A 21,717-nucleotide genomic window follows, 5' to 3' on the forward strand; every position below is an offset into this window, starting at 1 on the left:
GCCTCGCATGTGCTTCCATAGCAAAAGCTTGGTTTAGGTCTTGGCGTCGACGGGTTTGGACGGCTCGGCTAGACAGCGCACAACGAATGCTGTCTCACCTGTCAAAAGAACCTCCCGATCCCTTCACCGATCTGTCTCTCGAAACCTACGAGCGTAGAGCTAAGGTTGCGAGAGAGAAGATCGAGCACTGGAAGTAAGCCGCACACGTCCACGGCATATTGGACACAGCCCACCTTCGCGACCGCGTTGGTGGGCAAAACTTTTATACTTTGATATATAAGTGCTTTGTTATATACTATACAAACTATGACATACGATCTCGCAATCATTGGAGGAGGACCAGCTGGAGTAGCTGCAGGTGTTTATGCTGCTCGAAAGCGCCTTAAGACCGTGCTCATTACCAATGACTTCCAAAATCAAAGTTCTGTTTCAGAGCATATTCAAAATTGGATTGGAACTATTTCTATTTCTGGAACTGATCTTTCAAAAAACTTTGAAGCACATCTTGAAGCCTACAAGGGAGATGTTTTAGATATCAAAAAAGGTCATTGGACCAACTCAGTAGTTAAAGAAGGAAATGAGTTTGTAATCACCACAGATAAAGAAACCTTCCGAGCAAAAACTGTGCTTACTACCGTAGGAAGTCGAAGACGAAAACTTGAAGTTCCTGGTGCAGAAGAATTTGATAATAAAGGTCTTACCTATTGTGCATCATGTGATGGTCCCCTTTTTGCTGATATGGATGTGGTAGTGCTTGGCGGAGGAAACGCAGCATTTGAATCTGCAGCTCAGCTTTTGGCATACTGCAAATCAGTAACCCTTCTTACTCGTAATGAATTTCGCGCAGATCAAATTACTGTTGATGCTCTTCTCAAGAATCCAAAATTCAAAGCTATTACCCATACTGATATTCTCGAAGTTAAGGGTGACAAGTTTGTAAATGGCATTGTGTATAAAAACAGAAATACTGGCGAGACTATTTCACTTCCTGTTTCCGGAATCTTTGTGGAAATCGGATTACTTCCAAATACTGATCTCATGAAAGGTGTGGTAAATCTTGATACCTACGGACACATTGTTGTAGATCCTCGCACTCAGCGAACTTCTGTTGAAGGAATCTGGGCAGCTGGAGATTGTACCGATGGTATCTATCATCAAAATAATATTGCGGCAGGAGATGCAGTGAAGGCTCTCGAAGATATTTATATCTATCTTCATCTCAAACGATAAAATCTAACCAATAAAAAACCTCTCAAAATGTATTTGCGAGGGTTTTTTATTATTACATGTTATCTGGAGCTTGCCCGGCAATTGGCCCTGATGATATATTATTTTCTTCCATTTCGCCATCGTTATCAAGTTCTGGCATTGAACCTATTTCTTCCGATTCAACAACATCGCCAGCATCGTCTACATCATCTGTCCCAATAACTGCATCATCATCTTTTGCCATAAATATATTTGTTTAATTTAATAAATAAAATTAATCTGCCTCTTTTTCCTCATCTATATCTTCATCTTTATCACTTTTCATAAAAGCCTCTACATTCATTGCATCTTCTGCAAGCTGACTAAGCTTCTGATCAGTCTCTTCTTCTTCAGTAAGTGTCTCACCCAAAAGCTCGGCAACATCATCATAGCCCAATTGTTCAGCCCATGCACGTGCCGTACCATATCCAGCCATTTCCAAATGCTCTACATACTGCGCTGCACCAATAAGAGATGCATCAAGAGCTTCTGGCGTCATATCTTCATCCATGAGCCATTTTGCGTCTTCTACAAGCCCTCTAATTGATTCAACCTTTGTCTTTTGAGGCTTCTTTCCAAGGATTTCAAATGCTTCTTCCAAACGTTCTTTCTGTCCTATACTTTGTTCACAATGCTCGGTAAAAGCTGCTTTCAAATCTGGGCTTGAAGCTTTCTTGGCCATCTTTGGCAAAGCTTTGATAATCTCATGCTCAATATCATAGAGTGATTTAAGTTTGAGAATAAAAATGTCTTCGAGTGAACTGTATTTCATAAGATTTATATTAAACGTATAACACAATTCATGACGAAGAAATATAGGAGAGCTTACAATGACAAAGCCCCACAAAACGCAGACGGGGGTCTTTGTCTCATGGGGCCGACTTTTTCTCAACTCCTTTGTATGTGTTACTCATCTTTGATGAACTCCAGTTTCATGACGGGACCGGTGTAGAAGGAAATCTTGAGGGTTCCTTTCAAACTACAGTCCTGAGTCATCATGGGGAGGGACACCGAAGATTCACCTGCTGGTACAACGATCTTGAAGGGATTTAATCCCTGGCCGAACATGTAGTACTCACTACCCACAGTGACGATGACGGTTTGACCAGTGTCATTGTTGAAGGTAGGTGTCATGGTGACCGATTCGGTCATGCTCAGTGGTGCTGGCGTGGGCTGTGTGTTTTTAGGCACATAGATGTCACAACCAGTGAGCAACACAGATACGGAGAGGAAAAGAACGCAGAGATAGTCACGAAGTCGCATCAGCCATTTCCTGTAAAAAAGACTAGACTACTCACTCAAAATACATAATATCACAAAATAGCGTATTTGTCAATAATTTGATACGCCTATAAATAGCAAGAATTAGTACTTGCTACTTTAGAAACTTAACAGACTGAACCGTATCTTTAATGCTGTTCTCTACCAGTGGGAAGTTCTTTTCACTTGAAACAGAAATGATTTGAAAAATCTTTAGATTATAATCAAAGATATAATTACTTATTGTCGCTTTCATTCCCTTTTCAGTTGTTGCATTCAACTTTACATAGTATGCATCTCGTCCGTCTACTTTAACTACATAGCTTTCAATAAACTGAGCATCTGGAAAAGTACTTCTCAAACTGTTCTCATATCTTTTAGGATCATTCTTTAGAGAATTTACAAATTCTCCCTCTGTAGTTGTAAAATTCACGGGCAAATCCATAATTTGAACTCCAATAATAGTGTCTTCATTTCGAGTGTCATATGCTGCAACATCATAACCACCTCCATTAATTTGAGTCCAATCTTGTGGAAATGTAATTTCGTATTTATCTTCTTGATCTGTAAAAGAGTTTTCTAAGTTATCTGACTGCTGTACTGAAAATCCTCTGTTTTCAAGTGCTTTTTCTACAAGAAGCGGTTTTGCATAAAATTGAAACGTAAAGCCAATTGCAAGCAGGATAAACATTGCAATGAATGAAATTCTATTTGCTTGTTTAGCTTTAGCAGGATGTGTCTTATGCCACATGAAATACAATACAGCACCAACGATAATAGGACTTACGAGGAAATTAAAAACCCAAGTAAGTACTTTCTCCTGGGTGGTTAATCGCTCCATATTTACGGTATCAGCCAACTCAAACTTTTTTGTTCGAGCTCCTATCATTGTTCCCGCAGCAGTAATTACAATGAGTGTTATGAATGCTAAAACTCCAGAGATTTGTGAAGCAACAGCACTCATGAGTAACCCCACAAAAAATCCATAAAACATTCCTCGTACCATTCCTTTTCTATTTATTGATGAATCCATGAAGATATATAGTGATACCTCTACAATATCACACTCATACAAAACAAAAACCATCCTACTGTGTGTAAGATGGTTTTTGTTTTAATTTAGTTTCGAGAACTATTATTTGAAACTAATGTTGTCGAGAGTAAATGGCTTTGGCTTCACTCCGGTTTGACCTTGGAAAGCAATTCCAGTAATTAATTTGTTTGCTGCATTAAGTTCAGTAAGAGCAATGTCATATACTTTGTTTCCACTCAATCCCTTTGTCGCAATCACATTTCCATTTTCACCGTATACGAGAACCTGCATTGCAGCAGAATCAGCTGCCTGTCCAGTAATTTCAAAATGGAGAGTATTTTTTCCAATAGTACTGAATCCATTGCTATGGAGGAAAAATCCGGCCCATACAGAGTTGTGAGTTACGGCAATCTTATCAGTGAATGATGCAGTAGTATCCCATGACCAGTTTTCCCATCCAGCTGCCAATGCATTTTCAAATACATAGGTACTTGATGCAGGTGGTGGAGTTACTGTTCCGGTGGTTACAGCAATATCAAAGACATCAGCATTCCATGAGAACGCACCTTGCCAATTTTGATTGAAGAGTCCCACTGATACTTTATAGGTACCAGCTGTTGCAGGTGTAAAATTGTAGGTAAAGTGCTGAAGTTCATTCTGAGCAAAGAGTACGTTATCAGTAAATTTCTGACCAACCTGTACTCCATCTTTATATACTTCAATATCTACAAGACCTGTTCCTACCCCACCAGAATTTCTAACATCAACATTAATTGCAACGGGCTCACCTGCTTTTCCAGGAATTGGAGTCACAACAACATTTCCTAGCTCAAGCTTAAATGGAGTTTGAGTTGGTGGAGTCACTGGGGCTCGATTTTGAACATTAAATTTCAAAGCCTCATTTGTCCATTCATAAAGTCCTGCCCAGTTCTTTTGGAATAATCCAACAGTTACACGATAGTCTCCAATATTGTCTGGGAACCATGTGAAGACAAAATCTTTAGTTCCATTAGTTGGAATTGTGACATCTTCAAGTACTTTTTGAGCTACTAGTTCTCCTGCAGTATTGTAGACTTCGATATCAACTATCATAGGATTGGCTGCTCCTGAGTTTGAAACAGTTGTTGTAATTATTGCATCACCACCAATATAGGTAGGCACAGGACTAACAACAGTCTTTACATGCTTTGGTACAATATTATTTGCATCAGAAGGAGCTACTCGAATAACTAATTCTTGAGTATTTGTTCCACCCTTTCCATCATTTACCGTAAGACTTGCAGTATAGTTTCCGTTTGCAGCATAGGTATGTGCAGGATTTGCTAAAGTAGAATTTGTTCCATCACCAAAGTTCCATACATAGGTCAATGGATTTCCATCAGGATCTGATGATCCAGTACTTGAAAAATTTACAACGAGCGGTGCTGCACCTGTAAGTGGAGTAGCGGTGATCTTTGCTATTGGAGCTCGGTTTGCTGTTGAATAACTGAGTCTTCGAAGCTTTCCGTCATAAATAGTTAGATAGTAAATTTTTCCATCTGGGCCAGTGATTATATCTACAGGTCCCATAGCATTGTCAAAAAACTTTTCTACAGATACCAACGTATCATTTGGATTTACAACCATTCGATACATAGCATTTCCAGTTACATCAGCAAAAAAGTAATTTTGCATGTATTCAGTTGGATATACATTCTGTGTTGGGAATGATCCTCCTGTAATTGCGGCAGTTCCTGGACTGTGATCAAGAGCAAACAATGGATCAGTGTATCCAGTTACAGGACAATTGTATTCATCCTGCTTTATGAATCCTTCTCGGCATGGCCATCCATAGTTGGAGCCTCGCTTAACAACGTTAATTTCTTCAAAGAGTTTCCATCCCACTTCACCAGCGTAGAGAGCGCCAGTTGTTGGTCGGAAGTTAAATCGGAATGAATTTCTAAATCCGTACGCAAATACCTTTGAGCGGTTTGCATTTACATTACCATTATAAAATGGATTGTCAGTAGGAGCTGTTCCATCAGTATTAATTCTCAAAACTTTTCCAGCAAGGTTATCAATATTCTGAGATTTCAATGCGCGTGGATCAACACTTTCAAAACCGGCTCCGTCACCGATAGTTGCATAGAGTTTTCCATCAGGACCAAATCGAAGTCCTCCTGCACTATGACTTGGAGAATCAGAGGGCATACAATCGGCATCAATTGGAAAATAATCACATGAAGGCTGAGCAGCAGTACCACTCACTTTTCCAACAATAACTACTTTACTTGATTCTGAAGCAACATCACCAATAACTTTAATTCGCACAATTCGAGCTGTCTTTTGTGCCCAGATATCTGCAGGATTTGGTTCATAGGTATATGAGAGATATACATATCCATTTGTTGCAAACTGTGGATCAACTGCAATTCCCAAAATTCCGTGATCACTCACAGAGTTGATATCAGTAAGAGTAATAAGTGGAGTGGCTAGAATTGCTCCATTTTTATACACTTTCACTTTCCCCTCCTTTTCAGCAATAAATACACGTCCATCTGGAGTGAAGGCCATGGTTGTGGGTTTATCAAGGCCGGCTGCTAAGGTCTCGATCTGAAATCCAGCAGGAATTTCGACTGCTGATACAGGTGTTGGAAGAACAACCGTACTAACAATCATTGCACTCAATGAGAGCAATGCTACTTTTAATAATGAATTCATATGCGTCAATACTAATGATTTTATAAATAAAAGAAACAGGAGAAGTTCATTTTCTGCCTTAATCTTGGTTTAACGTACTATATACTGAATAAGACGCAAAAATACCCCTGAGCTTACATACACTATATATAATATATACAAAACCCAGCATAGAGTATGCTGGGTTTTGCCAGGGTGACCCCACCGGGATTTGAACCCGGATTACAAGCTTGAAAAGCTCGTGTCCTAACCAGGTTAGACGATGGGGCCAGTTAAAGCTCAGATGAGCCGTGGAAAGAATATAACATTTTTTGAGAAAAAAGCAAAAAGTGTTAATCTAGGCCATATACAACGATAATAAATTCTGGAGGAGTGGCTGAGAGGTTGAAGGCACCGCATTCGAAACGCGGCATGGGGTAAAACTCATCGAGGGTTCAAATCCCTCCTCCTCCGCTGTATAATGGGGTGATAGCAAGATACATCATGAACGAAGAACAGTGCGCAGGTGGAATAATATTTAATCCCTCACACGAGGTATTAGTGGTCTGCAACAAAGGCCTTACCTGGTCGTTCCCTAAAGGTCATATTGAAAACGGAGAAGATATTGTGACTGCGGCATTCCGTGAAATAAAAGAAGAAACTGGGTTAGACAAAGCCGATCTTACACTTATTAAATCTGTCCCTTCCTATTCCCGCCCAACATTTGATCCTGAACGAGGCTATGACCATGATCGCAATAAAACGATCCATCTATTTATTTTTAAAGCTTCACGAACTGATGTGAAACCTATCGACCCAGATAATACGGATGCTCGCTGGGTTGAACCTCGTGTTGCTGAATATATATTAAGTAATCCAGGAGATATCTTAGTTTTCAAAAAGGCTCTGAGTGAGTTGCCTGAAATCTTTTCATAGTATCTTTTGTGTGATTAAATGACCCTACGGGCGGTTAGCTCAGTTGGTAGAGCGCAACATTGACGTTGTTGATGTCAGAGGTTCGAATCCTCTACCGCCCACAAAATCTGTATTTGACTTATTTAATAATCTATTGTATTTTACTCCCAGTCTTGAACATCCTCGCAATGAATGAAAGGTAGGTACAACCATGTCAGAACTACAATTGTGGGAGTGGGCGCAAAAAAATAAGGCGCCCACAAATCCCTCCCCGCTTTACGAAGCAGTGCTCATCGCCACGGTGAAGCTGCCCGACGGACTTGGGGGGCTCTGCTTCGGAGTCATGCTAGCTAGTCGTGCCAACAACGGTGGTTCGATTACCACCTGCGCCCAAACGTTCCCAGAGGGCGAAAGTTACCAATACGCCTATGCTCGTATCTGGGAGCAAGTCCCGAAGGACGGGATAATGCTCCGTCCGATCAACAAGATCGTGCCGGCAACAACAACCACGCGGGGACCGAACACGGGCCGCCTGCAGGTGCGTGAGTTCTTCGACGGACCGATTGAGCAGGTAGATTTAGCCGTTGCAACGGGAACTGATCGCGGAGGATTGGTTTCCGTGAACGGATTCTCCCGCATTCCGCGATTCGAGCGGTGCGACATCGGTCTGTTTAAGGACATGCAGACCAATCCACAAACGGCACTCAACCTGGTAACGGGAAAGCGAGTGCCCTACGTGGGTCAGAGCGAGTTACAGCATGGATTCGTCACCCGTGCACTTGCCACACCATTCGAGGTTGCTCATCAAGGGGTTCCCTACCTCTACGATGACGGATTGATTAGCATTTCAAAGGGCGAAGCATCGGTTGATCTACCAGCTGCTGGAAATCAACCTGCCCAAACGGTTTCGCTCACTGTCGGTGTAGCATTCGCTCCCGGCATTCGATAATGCCCACCACGTAACAGTGGTTTTTTTATACTAAAATGAGATACTAACCAGTATTACATCATCTCAATGTTTTCTACTCCGCAAAAATACCTAAAAAAAATTCCAGCTGAACTCTGGTACATTCTGAAGCTATTTATTTTCTCACGAATTATTCTAAGTGTTCTTGGTTTTATTGCAGTAAAAACACTTACTATTCCGGAAGCAGCTTGGCGTTCAGAATATACGAGCAACGCACTTCTTAAAATTTGGGCAGTATGGGATAGCAAATGGTATTTGGATATTGCTCAACATGGGTATTCTGCAGTACTTCCTTTTAATTCATATCTAGAATCAAACTATGCGTTCTTCCCTCTCTACTCTCTCTGTATCAAATTAGTATCTTTCCTAACTCAAAATATTTTCATTGCCGGATTAGTAGTTTCAAATGTCTGTTTTATTGCAGCCGCATGGGTTTTTTATAAACTCATAAAATTAGATTATTCAGAACAAGTTACAAAGAGATCTTTAAAATATTTATTTTTACTTCCAGCTGCATTTGTATTTTCTGGAATATTTGCAGAATCACTTTTTCTTCTTTTAGCATTACTCTGTTTTTATAATGCGCGAAAAAACAAGTGGCTTTGGGTTGGAATCTTTGGAATCCTTTTGGGACTTACAAAACCTTTTGCAATACTAATTATTCCTGCACTTATTATTATCTATGGAAAACAAATTAAGCTTTCTGCATTAGCTCTATTCTCTCCTCTCATTGGAATAGTGCTTTATGGCTTTTACACTCTTAAAGAAGTTGGTGACTTCTTTGCTTATTCACATTTACAACAGCACTCATGGGGGCATTCATATAGTGATCCTCTTACTACCGCATTTGTAGCACTCATAAAAGGGAACATCCATGACAAGATATCCTTACTATTTGTAGCTCTTGCTATTGCATTATGTGTATTTAGCTACAAAAAAATAAAGCTCGAATATTTTGTGTTTACTGTGCTTTTATTATTATTTAACCCATTAACAGGAACATTCGCAGGATCGTTGCGCTACATGATAGTAGGATTCCCTCTTGCCCTTATGCTTGCAGTCAGCTCAGAAGAATTAGAAAAACATGAATTTCTCGCTATAGCTTTAGCTCTCCTTCAAGGAGGTCTTATGATACTATGGGTGCATAGTATTTGGTTGCTCGTGTAATATTTACTTCATAGAACAAACTATATGCAAGAGAAAAAAAGAGTTGGAGCTGGTTTTGGAGTCATTATTTTAAATAAAGACGGAAAAATTTTGCTCGGCAAACGACATCCTGATCCAGATAAAGCAGACTCTGCATTTAGAAGCGCTGGTGAGTGGTCACTTCCTGGTGGCAAACTTGATTGGGGTGAATCATTTGAAACTGGTGCCATTCGTGAAGTTAAAGAAGAAACTGACATTGATATTACAAATCCCGAAGTGATTTCTGTGCACAATTGCCGTAATGAGCATGCCCACTTTATGACCGTAGGACTCATAGCACGAGAATGGACTGGTGAAGCAAAAGTTATGGAGCCTGATGAAATGGTAGAATGGGGCTGGTTTGATCTTTCAGATTTACCGCAACCACGATACTTCCCTAGTTTTATGGTCATAGAAAATTATCTTCAAAAAAAGTTTTATATTAAACAAGATTAAGCACAAAATTACGTAATGAAAATTCTCGGCATTGAAACAAGTTGTGATGAAACAGCAGTCTGCATTATAGAAGCAGATGGTCGTTTGGATGCACCTCAATTCACTATTAAAGGTGATGCTCTTTTTTCGCAAGCAAAAATGCATGCAGAATTTGGCGGCGTGTATCCTACATTGGCAAAACGCGAACATGCAAAAAATTTAGTTCCACTTTTGAAAAAGGCTCTTGAAGATGCAAAGCTCGCACTTCCAGCTCCTATACTTCTTGATCCTGAATTTGAAACAAAGCTTCAAACAATGCTAGAACGAGAGACTGGTTTATACGATGCGGTAAAAGAATTGATTACAACCTATCAAAAACCACCTATTGATCTTATTGCTGTTACAACAGGTCCGGGATTAGAACCAGCACTTTGGGTTGGTATCGCTTTTGCAAAGGCACTAAGCCTTGCATGGAATATCCCACTTCGAGCTACCAATCACATGGAAGGACATATTGTCTCACCACTTTTAGAACCAAAAACTAAAGTAGAATTCCCCGCTGTCGCATTACTTATTTCTGGAGGTCATACTGAGCTTGTAGCGGCACGCGGTTGGATGGATTATATGATCCTAGGAAAAACACGAGACGATGCTGTGGGAGAAGCATTTGATAAGACCGCACGACTTCTCAATTTGCCGTATCCTGGAGGTCCGGAAATTTCTCGACTAGCACAAGAAGGACGCCTACGAAAAATAAAACCCCAATGGCCACTTCCACGACCTATGATTAGTACAGACAATTTAGATTTCTCTTTTTCAGGAATAAAAACTGCAGTTCTCTATCTCACTCAGAAACTTCATAGTATGCCTGAGTACTCATATTCATCAGATCTTAGCCCAGAAATTAAAATGGAAATTGCTTTAGAATTTGAAAATGCAGTAACTGATGTGCTTATTGCAAAAGCTCGAACAGTACTCAACACATATGAAGTTAAAACACTTATCCTTGGAGGAGGCGTGGTAGCTAACTCTTTTATTCGTGAATCATTTAAGAATTTAGTAAAAGAATTTCCTGAAACAAAACTTTTGATTCCAAATATTACCCATGCAACTGATAATGCGCTTATGATCGCTGCTGCAGGATATTTAAACTATCTCAAAAACGGACCTACAACTGAAGAACTTAAAGCTGAAGGAAATTTAAGTTTGTAAGCCTCAGTCTCTAGAATTATAGCCCTGCTTCTGCTATACTCACTTTTATGAACGACAAGTTTTTACAGCCCTACAATCCTCAGGAAACCGAGGACCGAATTTATAAAAAATGGGAAGATTCAGGATATTTTAATCCCGATAATTTGCCAGGTGATCGAAAGGAGACATTTACTGTTGTGCTCCCTCCTCCAAACGTAACCGGAGTGCTACATATTGGTCATGCCTATGAAGACACGCTTCAAGATGCAGTAATTCGATTTCAGAGAATGCGAGGTAAAAAAGCATTGTGGATTCCTGGTACTGACTCTGCTGCAATTGCGACTCAAGCACGAGTGGAAAAAAACATTCAAAAAGACGAAGGTAAATCTCGTCATGATCTTGGTCGTGAAGAACTAGTAAAAAGAGTTAATGAATTTGCCAAGCAAAGTGAAAACACTATCTTAAGCCAGGTACGGAAAATGGGATCATCACTTGATTGGTCTCGCTATGCATATACTCTTGATGAAAAGCGAAACAAATCGGTAATGACTGCATTTGTAAACATGTACAATGCTGGACTAATTTATCAAGGAGGACGAATTGTAAACTGGGATCCAAAAGGCCAGACAACTATTTCAGATGATGAAATTGTGTATCAGGAAGAAAAAACGAAATTCTATCATTTTAAGTATGGACCTTTTGAAATAGGTACCGCACGACCTGAAACAAAGTTTGGAGACAAATATGTAGTGATGCATCCTGATGATACTCGCTATGCAAACTATATTCATGGACAGAAAATAGATCTTGAGTGGATCAACGGGCCTATAACAGCAACTATTATCAAAGATACTGCAATTGATATGGAATTTGGTACTGGAGTTATGACAATTACTCCTTGGCATAGTGCTGTCGACTTTGAAATCGCTGAACGACACAATTTAGATAAAGAGCAGATTATTGATAAGTACGGAAAACTACTTACAACAGAAACCATTGGTGAATTTGGTGGCATAAAAATTACCGAAGCTCGACAAAAAATTGTCGAAAAGCTTCGAGCAAAAGGTTTGGTTACTAAAGAAGAAGATTATGTCCACAATATAGCGACATCAGAACGAACAGGTGCAACTATTGAACCTCAAATCATGAAACAATGGTGGGTTGGTGTTGATAAAGAATTTACACAACACGGAAAGACAACTACGCTTAAGGAAATAATGCGTAAAGCAGTTGAAAGTGGTGAAGTTTCAATGCCTCAAGAACGATTTAGCAAATCATACTTCCATTGGATAAATAATCTTCACGACTGGTGTATCTCTCGACAAATTTGGTTTGGACATAGAATTCCAGTTTGGTATAAAAATTCAGAGATCTATTGTGGACTTGAAGCACCTCAAGGAGATGGCTGGGAACAAGAAGCAGATGTACTTGATACATGGTTCTCTTCTGCTCTTTGGACATTCTCAACTCTCGGTTGGCCAGAAAAAACTAAAGATCTGGAAACATTTCATCCCACGGCATTTATGTCCCCTGCCTATGAAATTCTTAATCTCTGGGTATCACGAATGATTATGATGAGTGGTTTTCATCTCAATCAAGTTCCCTTTAAGACAGTACTTATTCACGGATTAGTTCGAGATAAGCAAGGACGAAAATTTAGTAAATCACTCAACAACGGAGTAGATCCTTTAGACATGGTTGCAAAGTATGGTGCTGATGCATTGCGTATGGGTCTTATGGTAGGTACAGCTATTGGTAATGATATTCAGTTTGATGAGAGTAAAGTTAAGGGTTATAAAAACTTCGCAAATAAACTTTGGAATATTACTAGATTCATTCTCACATCAGATCCAAAAGAAACATCTGATGCACTCTTACCTATTGATCAAGCACATCTTGATGCATTAAACATTGTAATAGCTGATGTGACAAAAGACTTTGAAGAATACCGCCTCTACATGGCTGCAGAAAAAATCTATCACTATATATGGGATGAATTGGCAGATAAAATAATCGAAGAATCAAAACCAATCTTAGCTGGTGAAGATGCTGTTGCAAAAACATCACGACAAAATCTACTCCTTAGATTACTAAAAATAAATGTGAAAGCACTTCATCCTTTTATGCCATTTGTTACTGAAGAGATCTGGAGTATGTTACCAAATACTGATACTATGTTAATGATCGAAGATTGGCCAGTCTAATATGTACACAGCATTTGTTATTTCATTTTTTAGTGGACTCCTACCAGTACTTTTTTGGCTGTGGTTTTTTGACCATGAAGATAAACATCCTGAACCAAAACGCAGAGTCATAAAAGTTTTCTGTGCAGGTATGGTTGTCGTTCTTATTGTTATTCCATTTGAAAAGCTTGTAGTAGATTATGTAAGTGACACAACATCAATGATTGTCTTATGGGCATTTATTGAAGAGATTGCAAAATTTGCTGCAGCATATATATTTGCACTTCGGAGTCGTGATAATGACGAGCCAATAGATGCCATAATGTATCTAATTACTGCAGCGCTCGGTTTCGCCGCTCTTGAAAATATGCTCTTTTTGTTGAACCCATTACTTGAAGGAAATGTGCAGGAAGCAATTATCACTGGTAACTTTAGATTTATAGGAGCAACACTACTCCATATAACAGCATCAAGTATGATCGGTGTTGCTATGGCATTTACATTCTATGCAGATGAATCTCGTAAGCGATTGTATATGGCAGCTGGGATAATCGGAGCTATTGCATTGCATACCGCATTTAATTTGTCTATAATAGGAAGCGACGGAAATAAAGCAATATATGCTTTTTATACAGTATGGGTAGCCCTGGTTGTACTTCTCCTCTCGTTTGAAAAGGTAAAACAAATTAAGAAACCAATAGATTAAATTAATATGCCAAAAGAAAAACGATCATTTTTTGAACGACTTACCGGAACAGTGAAAATTGACCGACACGATCATGATGATGAATTAGATTTTGAAGAAGCACCTATCAAACCTGGAGTTCGACATATTGCCCCTGAACCAAAAACTATGCACAGACTAGAACAACAAGACGATTGGATTGAAGAATCAGCAGAAGAAGGACAATTAACTGTTGATGTGTATCAGACAGCAAATGATATTATTATCAAAACTATTGTGGCTGGAGTGCGTCCAGATGATTTAGATATTTCTATTAGTCGAGATATGGTAACTATTAAGGGTAAACGAGAAGAAGTACGAGAAGTTTCTGAAGATGATTACTTCCATCGAGAGCTTTACTGGGGATCATTCTCACGAACAGTTCTTCTCCCTGAAGAAATTGATGTGGAATCTGCAGATGCACAAGAGCGACATGGCCTCCTCACTATCAAGCTTCCTAAGGTAGATAAGCGACGACAGACAAAATTGCGAGTAAAATCAAATACATAAAGCAAACAAAAACACCCTGATCTACAGGGTGTTTTTGTTACTAAACATATGGTGCCGAGGGGCGGGCTCGAACCGCCGACCCCATCCTCTTCAGGGATATGCTCTACCAACTGAGCTACCTCGGCATAATGATTACTTACTCTGGCACATACATCGATTTGATCTCATCTACTGTTTTGAAAGCCTTCAGCACATCTGTTGTGTATGGCTTTATATAATAGTAGGTTACCAATGCAATTGCAATAATTACAATCAAGTATATGACCCGCGTAAACTTACGAATTACCGCTTCCCTATGTATCTTTCGCAAAATACGATTATTTTGCTCGGAAATCTGGAGCACTCGTTCTAACATGTCTCGCTCTTCCGGTAACATAGGTTTCAAGAGTATAGCATGAAATGGCTAACATTCAAGTGCCCGTGGTAGGAATCGAACCTACATCTATCCCTTAGGACGGGACTGTTCTATCCATTGAACTACATGGGCTGTAGCGGAACTATACCAGCAAAAAAGGCCTGAGACAATTTTGTCTCAGGCCTTTTTAAATCTTTCGAATTTAGAGTTATGCTGTTTGTTCAAGGAGAAGCTGTCGAAGAATTGGTTCATTAAATCCGATAACAACATCATCATTAATTGCAATTACCGGCACTCCCATCTGCCCACTTTTATCTACCATTTCTTTTCGCTTTTCTGCATCAGTTCCGACATTGTATTCTGTATAACTGATATTATTTTCCTTAAAGAAATCTTTTGCTAAATTGCAGTATTTACATACTGATGTTGAGTATATTGTTACGTTTTTCATATATAAGTATTATCTTATGTATTAAATTATAGCATGTCGTTTATTGCATGCAACCACATCTATTATTGTACCGAAATTATCTGAAAATATTCTTAAATTTGTCCCACCAGCCTTCTGGTTCTTGCATTATTGTGGTTGTAGGAGTTGTTTGATCTACAATGATAATCATTTGTTCCCCTGGCTTTGTAACTCCGTATTTTGAGCGGATTTCTTCTTCAATTCCATCTTCAGTATTAAGACGCGACAACTCGCTTTTTAGTAAATCCTCTCTATCTTTTAGTTTAAGCATCTCTGCACGTGCACGTACTACATTTGCAGCACTTTCTTGTTCTTTTTGATACACACCCCAGGCAGCACGAGCAAAAAATAGCACCATGAGTGCCATTACAATCACCGTGGTTTTTGAGTAGAGTATGTGTTTAAATTTTTTACGCTCTTGAAATTCCCGCATCTTCTCTATAGTATATAGCTATACATGATTGTGAGCAAAACAAAAAGAAAGATACTCAATGTAATCACCGTAGTAATCTGCGTAATGATTATTCTCAGTATGTTGGTAGCTTCTAGCGGACTTATTTATTAGCCCTATTTACTAATACTAGTCTTCGTTTCGCATCATCTTCAAGAACACATCTTGAGGAATATTTACGTTACCCCGGCCACGTTCAAGCATCTTTTTCTTACCCTTTTTCTGCTTTTCTCGAAGTTTCATCTTTCGAGTAATATCTCCTCCATACATATGCTGGGTAACATCCTTTTTAAGGGCTGAAAGCGTCTCAGAAGAGATAATTCTACCCAAAGCCTTACCTTGGATCTTAGTAGTAAACATTTGACGTGGGAGGACACTATGGAGCCGAGTAACAGCTTTAATTGCTTCTTCTTCAACTCGTCGACGTGATACTACTCGTGAGAATGCGGCTACGACTTCATCAGCAACAAGAATATCTAGTCTAGTTACATCGGCATCTCGCATTTCTGTAATCTCGTATGAAATAGAAGCATAGCCAGAAGACACACTTTTCATTTCATCAAAGAATCCCCGCATAAGTTCTCGCAATGGCATCAAAGAATTGATTGCTGTTCGATCATCTCCAAATGTTTCTGTCTCGCCAATTTCTGCTTCGTGTTCAAACAAAAGCTGCATAGTAGGACCAATGTAATCTCCTGGCACAATAATCTTCATTGCTACCCACGGTTCACGCACAAGTTCTATCTCACTATCATCGGGAAAATACACTGGAGAATAAATAATCACATCTTTACCAGACTGAAGCTTTACTTCATACGTAATAGATGGAGATGTAACAATAAGATTAAGATCAAATTCTCTTCGTAGTCGTTCGGTAATGATTTCCAAGTGAAGCATACCCAAGAATCCACAACGGAATCCTCGTCCCAATGTTCCTGAAGTTTCTTCTTCATAGGTTAATGAAGAGTCAGAAAGCTTGAGCCGTCCAAGGGCAAGTTTTAATTCGGGAAAATCATCCTGACTTTCAGGATAGAGCGATGCCCATACCACAGGTCGTGGATTCATGTATCCTCCAAGCGCAGGTAATGGATGCTTTTGTGATGAAATAGTATCTCCCACTGATGCCACGCCTGGCTCTTTAATTCCCGTAACAATGTAGCCAATTTCCCCTGCCCCTAAAAGTTCTCGTGGAGTTTCTGCTGGAGTAAAAATACCAACTTCAAGAGCTGTAAATTTTCGATCAGCGATCGTGAAAACAAGGCCATCATTTTTTCTAATACCTCCGTCAATAACTCGCACATACACGATTACTCCTCGGTGATTAGAATACTTAAAATCAAACACAAGTGCTCGGCAGCCAAGTGTATCTACATATTCTGGTTTTGGCGGTGGTACTCTTTTTATTACCTCATCTAAAAGCGCCTGCACACCTTCGCCAGTCTTTCCCGAACACTCCAAGATTTCTTCAGGACTTACATTGAGTACACGTGAAATTTCTTCTTTTACATCTGCAGTACGTGCCAAAGGAGAATCAATTTTTGACAACACTGGAATAATTTTGAGTCCCAAATCACGAGCCATACCAAGTGTGGTAAGTGTTTGAGCCTGAACACCCTGAGTTGCATCAACAAGCAAGATAGATCCTTCTACCGCTTTCAATGCACGTGACACTTCGTATGAGAAGTCGATATGACCTGGGGTATCGATAAGATTAAGCGTGTACTCTTCGTTACTTCCCGTAGGCTTAAACTTCATTCGCACAGGCTGCATCTTGATAGTGATACCTCGCTCACGTTCAAGCTCCATGCTATCGAGCACTTGTTCCTGCATTTTTCGCTTCTCGATAGTATTGGTGATTTCAAGCATTCGATCGGCCAAGGTTGATTTACCGTGGTCGATGTGGGCAATAATAGAAAAGTTGCGTATCTTCTGTAGATCCATAGTGGGCCTATAATAGCGTAAAATGGCTTAAATATCCAGTTCTAAGATTGAATCGTATCTGTTGGAATGATTTTTGCCTTCCAGATTCTTCGTTTGAGGGTGAGTGCAATATCGGTTAATTCTTTGCTTCGAAGGAGTAATAAAAGTGTAATTCCCACAAATATTCCGAGTATTCCAGATATAAATCCTTGGAAGAATATTCCCGCAAAGGTATTAATATCAAAAACTATAGCAAACACATTCAAAAACTGGTGAGTTACTGCTCCCATTATGATTGCTGCTCCTAATGACTGAAAGAGCGTGCGGAGAACATCCTTTGAATAGCCTCTAAATTCCCTTTCAAACGATATCCAGTGCAATATCATATTGATAGTAGCTCCAATGGTAAATCCAAGTGGTAGCATAAGCACAGCAGAGCCTGGAATATCTTCAACTCGCAAAATAGTCTCAATGAAGTATCTAAAAATGCTTACTTCATTAAATACTCTCATAAGCATATATGAACAAGCAATTATAAGAAATGCTGAAAAGAAGTTCATGAAGAGAGGCTTTTTAGTATCACCTCGCGAATAAAACGCACGTACAAAAAGCAGTGTGATACCCTGTGGAATAAGCGAAAGTGTAAACAGAGCAAGCCCTGCTGCAGTAAGCCGTGTATCAGACCAATCAAAATTTCCTGAACCCAAAATTACTCGAACAATCTGGGCTCGCAGCACAATGAATAAAACCATAATAGGTACCGACCAAAAGATGATGTGTTTTGATGAGGTAATCATCTGCTCTAAGAATTTCTCTCTATTGCCTGAGGTATGAAGCCGAGCAAGAATTGGAAATGCCGCTAAAGAATAACTCACACCAATAATAGAAAGTGGTACGGACTGAAGATTCCATGAAAAATTGAATAGTGCAATTGCACCACCTCCTACAGTAGCGGCAATAGAAATCAAAAAGAGTTTTGCAATTTCATTAGAAGAGATAGTGAGTGTTCGAGGTAAAGAAACTATCACTACTTTTTTAATAATTGAAAACTGTGCAGCTAAGTTTAAGCGTGGGAAAAGTGCTTTCTGATACACAAACGGTACTTGAATAAAGAAGTGAAGAAATGCTCCAAGTCCCACTCCCCATGCAAGCCCTGCAACTCCAAATAATGGATAAAAGAATACTATGCCGACAATAATACCAATGTTATAAACAACTGGACTTAAGGCATAGATAAAGAAGCGTTTGTAGATTTGGGTAATACTAGCTAGAAAATTTGAGAACCCCAAAAAGATTGGTGACAAAAGCATAATCCGCGTCATCGTGACCAAAAGTGGAAAATCATCAGTAAACACAGGGAACAATAATCTTAACAACCAAGGAGTGAGAATGAATGCAACAATCGCAACACTACCAATGACAAAAAAGAAAACTGTAAAGATAGCATCAATAAATTCTTTTGCTTCTTTCTCTCCTTTATCCAATCGTTCCATCAAAAACGGAATAAGCACAGAGATAGAAACCACTGAGGCTATCGATACAAACAAGAAGTCAGGAATTCTAAATGCAGCATAGTAAAGATCGAGCGTTGTCCCTGCTCCAAAAGAATGAGCCAATAATCTATCACGAATTAAGGCAAGAATCTGCGAAAGGATGGCAAAAAATCCAAGCAAATAAGCAGCCTCATGGAGGCCGCCTATTTCTTTATTCAGAAAATTAATTACTTTTCGTACCATCAATAATGTGTGCTATCGATCTTCTGTTTCTTCAGCTGCTGTATCATCTTTTAACGGTGGTCGTGAACGATCTTCAGGAGCATTATCAAGTGGAGGTTGTACTCCGGCAAATGGATCCTTTGCTGCTGTTAGATTTGTAAGAATAAGATCTATTTCTTTGTTATCAGGATTTGATTGCTTTAGCTCCTGGAATTGCTTGATAGCTTCAGGATTCTTTCCTAATTTACTATAAGAAAGACCTAAGAAGTATTTTGCATTGGCATAATCTGGAGTCAGCGTAATTGCTTGTTCAAATGCTCCTACTGAACCAGTATAGTCTTTATTCTCATATCGTAAGAGCCCAAGTTGGAAGTATACACCTGAATTTGTAGGATTCAAGTATGCAGCATTTTCTACAGATTTGATTGCGCTTGGTAGATCTCCCTCATTAATCTGAATTTGTGAGAGCAAGAATATTGCGTCAGTATAATCTGGCTTCAATCGTAGAGCCTCAGTAATTTCTGCTTTCGCTTTTGCAATATCCTTTTGTGCAACATCAAGTCGAGCTACAACCAATAAGATTGACGGACTCTTGGGATTGAGTCGCTTGGCTTCCATGTAGGCTTTCTGAGCTTCTGCATATGCTCCTTCAATATTGAAAGGAACAACAGATTCATATACTTTACCCAAACTCAACCAGTTTTGATAATTACTTGGATCATTATTTACTGCACTTTGTGCTGCACCTTGAGCTCCAGCGAGATGCGCTCTAAACTGATTTTGCATAACCTCCTGAGAAATATCTTTACGTGAAAGAAGTATATTTATTTTAATGAGATTGAGGTCAGTAAGAGTTCGGTAGTAGAGATCGTTATCACTAAGCTGAAGCGCACGTACCAAATTTTGCTCAGAAGCTTCAACATTGGCATTTATATTTGCTTCTACGAGGGCCTTATTGTAATACACTGATGCAATAAATCGGCGACCTACTGCATAGGTAGAAATAATAAGTCCAATAATTAGAACAATAAACACAAGTACCGATGCAAAACTTGTTCGTGGATCTTTTACAAAATTGAAGGCTCGTGTTTTTACAAGTCCCGCTTCAACGAGAGATGCCATAAATACTCCAGTGAAAAAGAACGTGAGAATAAGTAAGGGAGCCGATGGAACATAGAAGAACAGGAAGATCCACAAATACAGTGAGAGAATAAATGATGAAACAAGAATAAATCGTGAGAATATATCTACAGTTCGAGTAAACAGCGCTTTAAAGCCCATGTAGAGAAACAGCACGAGAAATACTATCCACGAAAGAAACCCTATAATTCCAGTTGTAACAAGAAACGTAGGGATAAGACCTATGCCGTAATTGAAATCAGTTCCCCAAAATACAGTACTGTTTATGACATCAGGTTTTGAGGTAAGCCACTCTGCTGAAAATCGATTTGGGCCAGCTCCAAACAATGGATCACGTTTGAGAGTCTGTTTTGCAATCTCCCATGTAGCTTGTAATGAAGGTCGTACTTCTACATTATCAACTACCAATCGGTTAAATATAGGTAGTGATCGATATAAGTTTCCTTGGAGGAGAATAAAAAACACTGAGATTATTAATACAATAAGAGATACAACAGGTACAGTTCGCTTTGAGTCATCAGACTGTAGTGGCGACTCAGCATGCATATGCGCACGATTGAATGAGAAGTTATATACAAAGAAAATAAGAGCAAAGCCAGCAAGGATGTACCAAACAACACTGAAACTAATCACACTCAAGAAAAATAGTGAAATTCCAAGTATTGTTCCAATTACTATTTTCATCCACTTTTCAAGTTTTAATAGTTCAAGTGTAATGAATGAAAAGAGCGCAGCTAGACCAAAATAGATCCCCAAGTCATTCCATCCTCCAAGCAATGTCGATGTAGGGCCTGCAAATGCACTTAATGTGAGTATATTAGGTCCAAATAATAGACGGATAAACTGAAAGAGCGCCACAACTGGAATTGTGGCAATAAACGCAAAGTATGAGTATACAACCTTTTGCTTTGTGCTAAAGAAATATGAAACAGCAAGTGCAAAGAATACGAGAGCTGCAATAAATAGTAAGCTACCTATTTCAAATCCCTGTCCTATGAGTGAGACGGTTTTTGCTGGAGATAATAATGCAGATACTGCATATGCAACTGGCACAACTGCAAGAGAAATAAATAATGGATGAGTAGGAGCTTTAATAATTCCATCTTTCAAACGAGCAATAGTACATACACACACACTTACAACAATTCCAATAAAAAGAAGTGCTACTTTTGAGAACTGAAACGGCACATACACAGAAGGAATAAAAAATATTGGTGCCAGAAAAATTACTAATAATATTGACCAATGCGCGATTTTGTCAGCCAAAAGTTCTTTTGGTGAGTGTGTATGATTTTCCATATAGATGTTTCTCTATTATAGAGCAATGTATGCCTCAACAGCAACGCATAAGTGTGCAT

At 39.2% G+C, this 21,717-nt stretch carries 20 protein-coding genes and 5 tRNA genes; 11 read left to right on the forward strand and 14 right to left on the reverse strand.

Annotation, left to right across the window (positions count from 1 at the left end):
* Window positions 1–306: 306 nt before the first annotated feature.
* Window positions 307–1,230 carry an FAD-dependent oxidoreductase gene (locus tag V4519_04220; GenBank protein MES2437190.1) on the forward strand — a complete coding sequence of 308 codons (924 nt, stop codon included), beginning with the start codon at window positions 307–309 and terminating at the stop codon, window positions 1,228–1,230.
* A 52-nt stretch (window positions 1,231–1,282) separates the two neighbouring features.
* On the opposite strand, the gene V4519_04225 is transcribed toward V4519_04220, so the two are convergent.
* The 6 genes from V4519_04225 to V4519_04250 all read right to left on the reverse strand — a co-directional run bounded on the left by V4519_04225 (window position 1,283) and on the right by V4519_04250 (window position 6,490).
* Window positions 1,283–1,453, reverse strand: coding sequence for a hypothetical protein (locus V4519_04225; GenBank protein MES2437191.1), 171 nt, complete (start codon window positions 1,451–1,453; stop codon window positions 1,283–1,285).
* 30 nt (window positions 1,454–1,483) lie between these two features.
* The gene (locus V4519_04230) at window positions 1,484–2,020 is read right to left on the reverse strand and encodes a DUF892 family protein (protein MES2437192.1); all 537 of its coding nucleotides are present in this window, start codon (window positions 2,018–2,020) and stop codon (window positions 1,484–1,486) included.
* A gap of 134 nt (window positions 2,021–2,154) precedes the next feature.
* On the reverse strand, window positions 2,155–2,511 hold the full coding sequence (locus V4519_04235; GenBank protein MES2437193.1) for a hypothetical protein: 357 nt from the start codon (window positions 2,509–2,511) through the stop codon (window positions 2,155–2,157).
* Between the two features lie 112 nt (window positions 2,512–2,623).
* Window positions 2,624–3,541: a PsbP-related protein gene (locus V4519_04240; protein MES2437194.1), complete on the reverse strand. Its 918-nt coding sequence runs from the start codon at window positions 3,539–3,541 to the stop codon at window positions 2,624–2,626.
* A 102-nt stretch (window positions 3,542–3,643) separates the two neighbouring features.
* Window positions 3,644–6,241, reverse strand: a complete 2,598-nt coding sequence (locus V4519_04245; GenBank protein MES2437195.1) for a PQQ-dependent sugar dehydrogenase — start codon at window positions 6,239–6,241, stop codon at window positions 3,644–3,646.
* A gap of 175 nt (window positions 6,242–6,416) precedes the next feature.
* Window positions 6,417–6,490, reverse strand: a tRNA-Glu gene (locus V4519_04250).
* 96 nt (window positions 6,491–6,586) lie between these two features.
* Between V4519_04250 and V4519_04255 the strand changes: the two genes are divergently transcribed.
* From V4519_04255 to V4519_04300, 10 genes are all read left to right on the forward strand, one after another.
* Window positions 6,587–6,673: transfer RNA gene (locus tag V4519_04255), tRNA-Ser, on the forward strand.
* 30 nt (window positions 6,674–6,703) lie between these two features.
* On the forward strand, window positions 6,704–7,135 hold the full coding sequence (locus tag V4519_04260; GenBank protein ID MES2437196.1) for an NUDIX domain-containing protein: 432 nt from the start codon (window positions 6,704–6,706) through the stop codon (window positions 7,133–7,135).
* A 28-nt stretch (window positions 7,136–7,163) separates the two neighbouring features.
* Window positions 7,164–7,236: transfer RNA gene (locus V4519_04265), tRNA-Val, on the forward strand.
* Window positions 7,237–7,325: 89 nt separating this feature from the next.
* Window positions 7,326–8,063, forward strand: coding sequence for a hypothetical protein (locus V4519_04270; protein MES2437197.1), 738 nt, complete (start codon window positions 7,326–7,328; stop codon window positions 8,061–8,063).
* A gap of 66 nt (window positions 8,064–8,129) precedes the next feature.
* Entirely contained in the window at window positions 8,130–9,248 is a 1,119-nt protein-coding gene (locus tag V4519_04275; protein ID MES2437198.1) for a hypothetical protein, read from the forward strand.
* A 24-nt stretch (window positions 9,249–9,272) separates the two neighbouring features.
* Window positions 9,273–9,722 carry an NUDIX domain-containing protein gene (locus tag V4519_04280; GenBank protein MES2437199.1) on the forward strand — a complete coding sequence of 150 codons (450 nt, stop codon included), beginning with the start codon at window positions 9,273–9,275 and terminating at the stop codon, window positions 9,720–9,722.
* A 15-nt stretch (window positions 9,723–9,737) separates the two neighbouring features.
* On the forward strand, window positions 9,738–10,913 hold the full coding sequence (tsaD, locus tag V4519_04285; protein ID MES2437200.1) for a tRNA (adenosine(37)-N6)-threonylcarbamoyltransferase complex transferase subunit TsaD: 1,176 nt from the start codon (window positions 9,738–9,740) through the stop codon (window positions 10,911–10,913).
* Window positions 10,914–10,960: 47 nt separating this feature from the next.
* Window positions 10,961–13,096, forward strand: coding sequence for a valine--tRNA ligase (locus tag V4519_04290; GenBank protein ID MES2437201.1), 2,136 nt, complete (start codon window positions 10,961–10,963; stop codon window positions 13,094–13,096).
* 1 nt (window position 13,097) lies between these two features.
* A complete protein-coding gene (locus V4519_04295; protein ID MES2437202.1) occupies window positions 13,098–13,781 on the forward strand; it encodes a PrsW family glutamic-type intramembrane protease in 684 nt (227 codons plus the stop codon).
* Between the two features lie 6 nt (window positions 13,782–13,787).
* Entirely contained in the window at window positions 13,788–14,309 is a 522-nt protein-coding gene (locus V4519_04300; protein MES2437203.1) for an Hsp20/alpha crystallin family protein, read from the forward strand.
* Window positions 14,310–14,358: 49 nt separating this feature from the next.
* On the opposite strand, the gene V4519_04305 is transcribed toward V4519_04300, so the two are convergent.
* The 8 genes from V4519_04305 to V4519_04340 all read right to left on the reverse strand — a co-directional run bounded on the left by V4519_04305 (window position 14,359) and on the right by V4519_04340 (window position 21,658).
* Window positions 14,359–14,434, reverse strand: a tRNA-Phe gene (locus tag V4519_04305).
* Window positions 14,435–14,445: 11 nt separating this feature from the next.
* Window positions 14,446–14,694 (reverse strand): hypothetical protein, encoded by a 249-nt coding sequence (locus V4519_04310; protein ID MES2437204.1) that lies wholly within the window; start codon window positions 14,692–14,694, stop codon window positions 14,446–14,448.
* 30 nt (window positions 14,695–14,724) lie between these two features.
* A tRNA-Arg gene (locus V4519_04315) sits at window positions 14,725–14,796 on the reverse strand.
* Between the two features lie 76 nt (window positions 14,797–14,872).
* On the reverse strand, window positions 14,873–15,115 hold the full coding sequence (locus V4519_04320; GenBank protein ID MES2437205.1) for a glutaredoxin family protein: 243 nt from the start codon (window positions 15,113–15,115) through the stop codon (window positions 14,873–14,875).
* A gap of 76 nt (window positions 15,116–15,191) precedes the next feature.
* The gene (locus V4519_04325; GenBank protein ID MES2437206.1) at window positions 15,192–15,566 is read right to left on the reverse strand and encodes a septum formation initiator family protein; all 375 of its coding nucleotides are present in this window, start codon (window positions 15,564–15,566) and stop codon (window positions 15,192–15,194) included.
* Between the two features lie 147 nt (window positions 15,567–15,713).
* Entirely contained in the window at window positions 15,714–17,525 is a 1,812-nt protein-coding gene (lepA, locus tag V4519_04330) for a translation elongation factor 4 (protein MES2437207.1), read from the reverse strand.
* Between the two features lie 41 nt (window positions 17,526–17,566).
* Complete coding sequence (gene murJ, locus V4519_04335; GenBank protein ID MES2437208.1) at window positions 17,567–19,240, reverse strand: murein biosynthesis integral membrane protein MurJ; 1,674 nt, start codon at window positions 19,238–19,240, stop codon at window positions 17,567–17,569.
* Window positions 19,241–19,252: 12 nt separating this feature from the next.
* Entirely contained in the window at window positions 19,253–21,658 is a 2,406-nt protein-coding gene (locus V4519_04340) for a tetratricopeptide repeat protein (protein MES2437209.1), read from the reverse strand.
* Window positions 21,659–21,717: the final 59 nt, after the last annotated feature.

This window comes from Patescibacteria group bacterium (genome assembly GCA_040387855.1).
In the GTDB taxonomy this organism is placed as follows: Bacteria; Patescibacteriota; Minisyncoccia; order Phycocordibacterales; family JAKAEA01; genus JAZKCY01.

Excerpts from the sequence above, each read along its gene's own strand:
- V4519_04220 (MES2437190.1), top strand. The coding sequence starts at position 307 with ATGACATACGATCTCGCAATCATTGGAGGAGGACCAGCTGGAGTAGCT.
- V4519_04275 (MES2437198.1), top strand. The coding sequence starts at position 8,130 with ATGTTTTCTACTCCGCAAAAATACCTAAAAAAAATTCCAGCTGAACTC.
- V4519_04245 (MES2437195.1), bottom strand. The coding sequence starts at position 6,241 with ATGAATTCATTATTAAAAGTAGCATTGCTCTCATTGAGTGCAATGATT.
- V4519_04295 (MES2437202.1), top strand. The coding sequence starts at position 13,098 with ATGTACACAGCATTTGTTATTTCATTTTTTAGTGGACTCCTACCAGTA.
- lepA (MES2437207.1), bottom strand. The coding sequence starts at position 17,525 with ATGGATCTACAGAAGATACGCAACTTTTCTATTATTGCCCACATCGAC.
- V4519_04340 (MES2437209.1), bottom strand. The coding sequence starts at position 21,658 with ATGGAAAATCATACACACTCACCAAAAGAACTTTTGGCTGACAAAATC.
- V4519_04325 (MES2437206.1), bottom strand. The coding sequence starts at position 15,566 with ATGCGGGAATTTCAAGAGCGTAAAAAATTTAAACACATACTCTACTCA.
- V4519_04240 (MES2437194.1), bottom strand. The coding sequence starts at position 3,541 with ATGGATTCATCAATAAATAGAAAAGGAATGGTACGAGGAATGTTTTAT.
- V4519_04300 (MES2437203.1), top strand. The coding sequence starts at position 13,788 with ATGCCAAAAGAAAAACGATCATTTTTTGAACGACTTACCGGAACAGTG.
- V4519_04225 (MES2437191.1), bottom strand. The coding sequence starts at position 1,453 with ATGGCAAAAGATGATGATGCAGTTATTGGGACAGATGATGTAGACGAT.
- V4519_04290 (MES2437201.1), top strand. The coding sequence starts at position 10,961 with ATGAACGACAAGTTTTTACAGCCCTACAATCCTCAGGAAACCGAGGAC.
- tsaD (MES2437200.1), top strand. The coding sequence starts at position 9,738 with ATGAAAATTCTCGGCATTGAAACAAGTTGTGATGAAACAGCAGTCTGC.
- V4519_04270 (MES2437197.1), top strand. The coding sequence starts at position 7,326 with ATGTCAGAACTACAATTGTGGGAGTGGGCGCAAAAAAATAAGGCGCCC.
- V4519_04260 (MES2437196.1), top strand. The coding sequence starts at position 6,704 with ATGAACGAAGAACAGTGCGCAGGTGGAATAATATTTAATCCCTCACAC.
- V4519_04280 (MES2437199.1), top strand. The coding sequence starts at position 9,273 with ATGCAAGAGAAAAAAAGAGTTGGAGCTGGTTTTGGAGTCATTATTTTA.
- V4519_04320 (MES2437205.1), bottom strand. The coding sequence starts at position 15,115 with ATGAAAAACGTAACAATATACTCAACATCAGTATGTAAATACTGCAAT.
- V4519_04235 (MES2437193.1), bottom strand. The coding sequence starts at position 2,511 with ATGCGACTTCGTGACTATCTCTGCGTTCTTTTCCTCTCCGTATCTGTG.
- murJ (MES2437208.1), bottom strand. The coding sequence starts at position 19,240 with ATGGTACGAAAAGTAATTAATTTTCTGAATAAAGAAATAGGCGGCCTC.
- V4519_04230 (MES2437192.1), bottom strand. The coding sequence starts at position 2,020 with ATGAAATACAGTTCACTCGAAGACATTTTTATTCTCAAACTTAAATCA.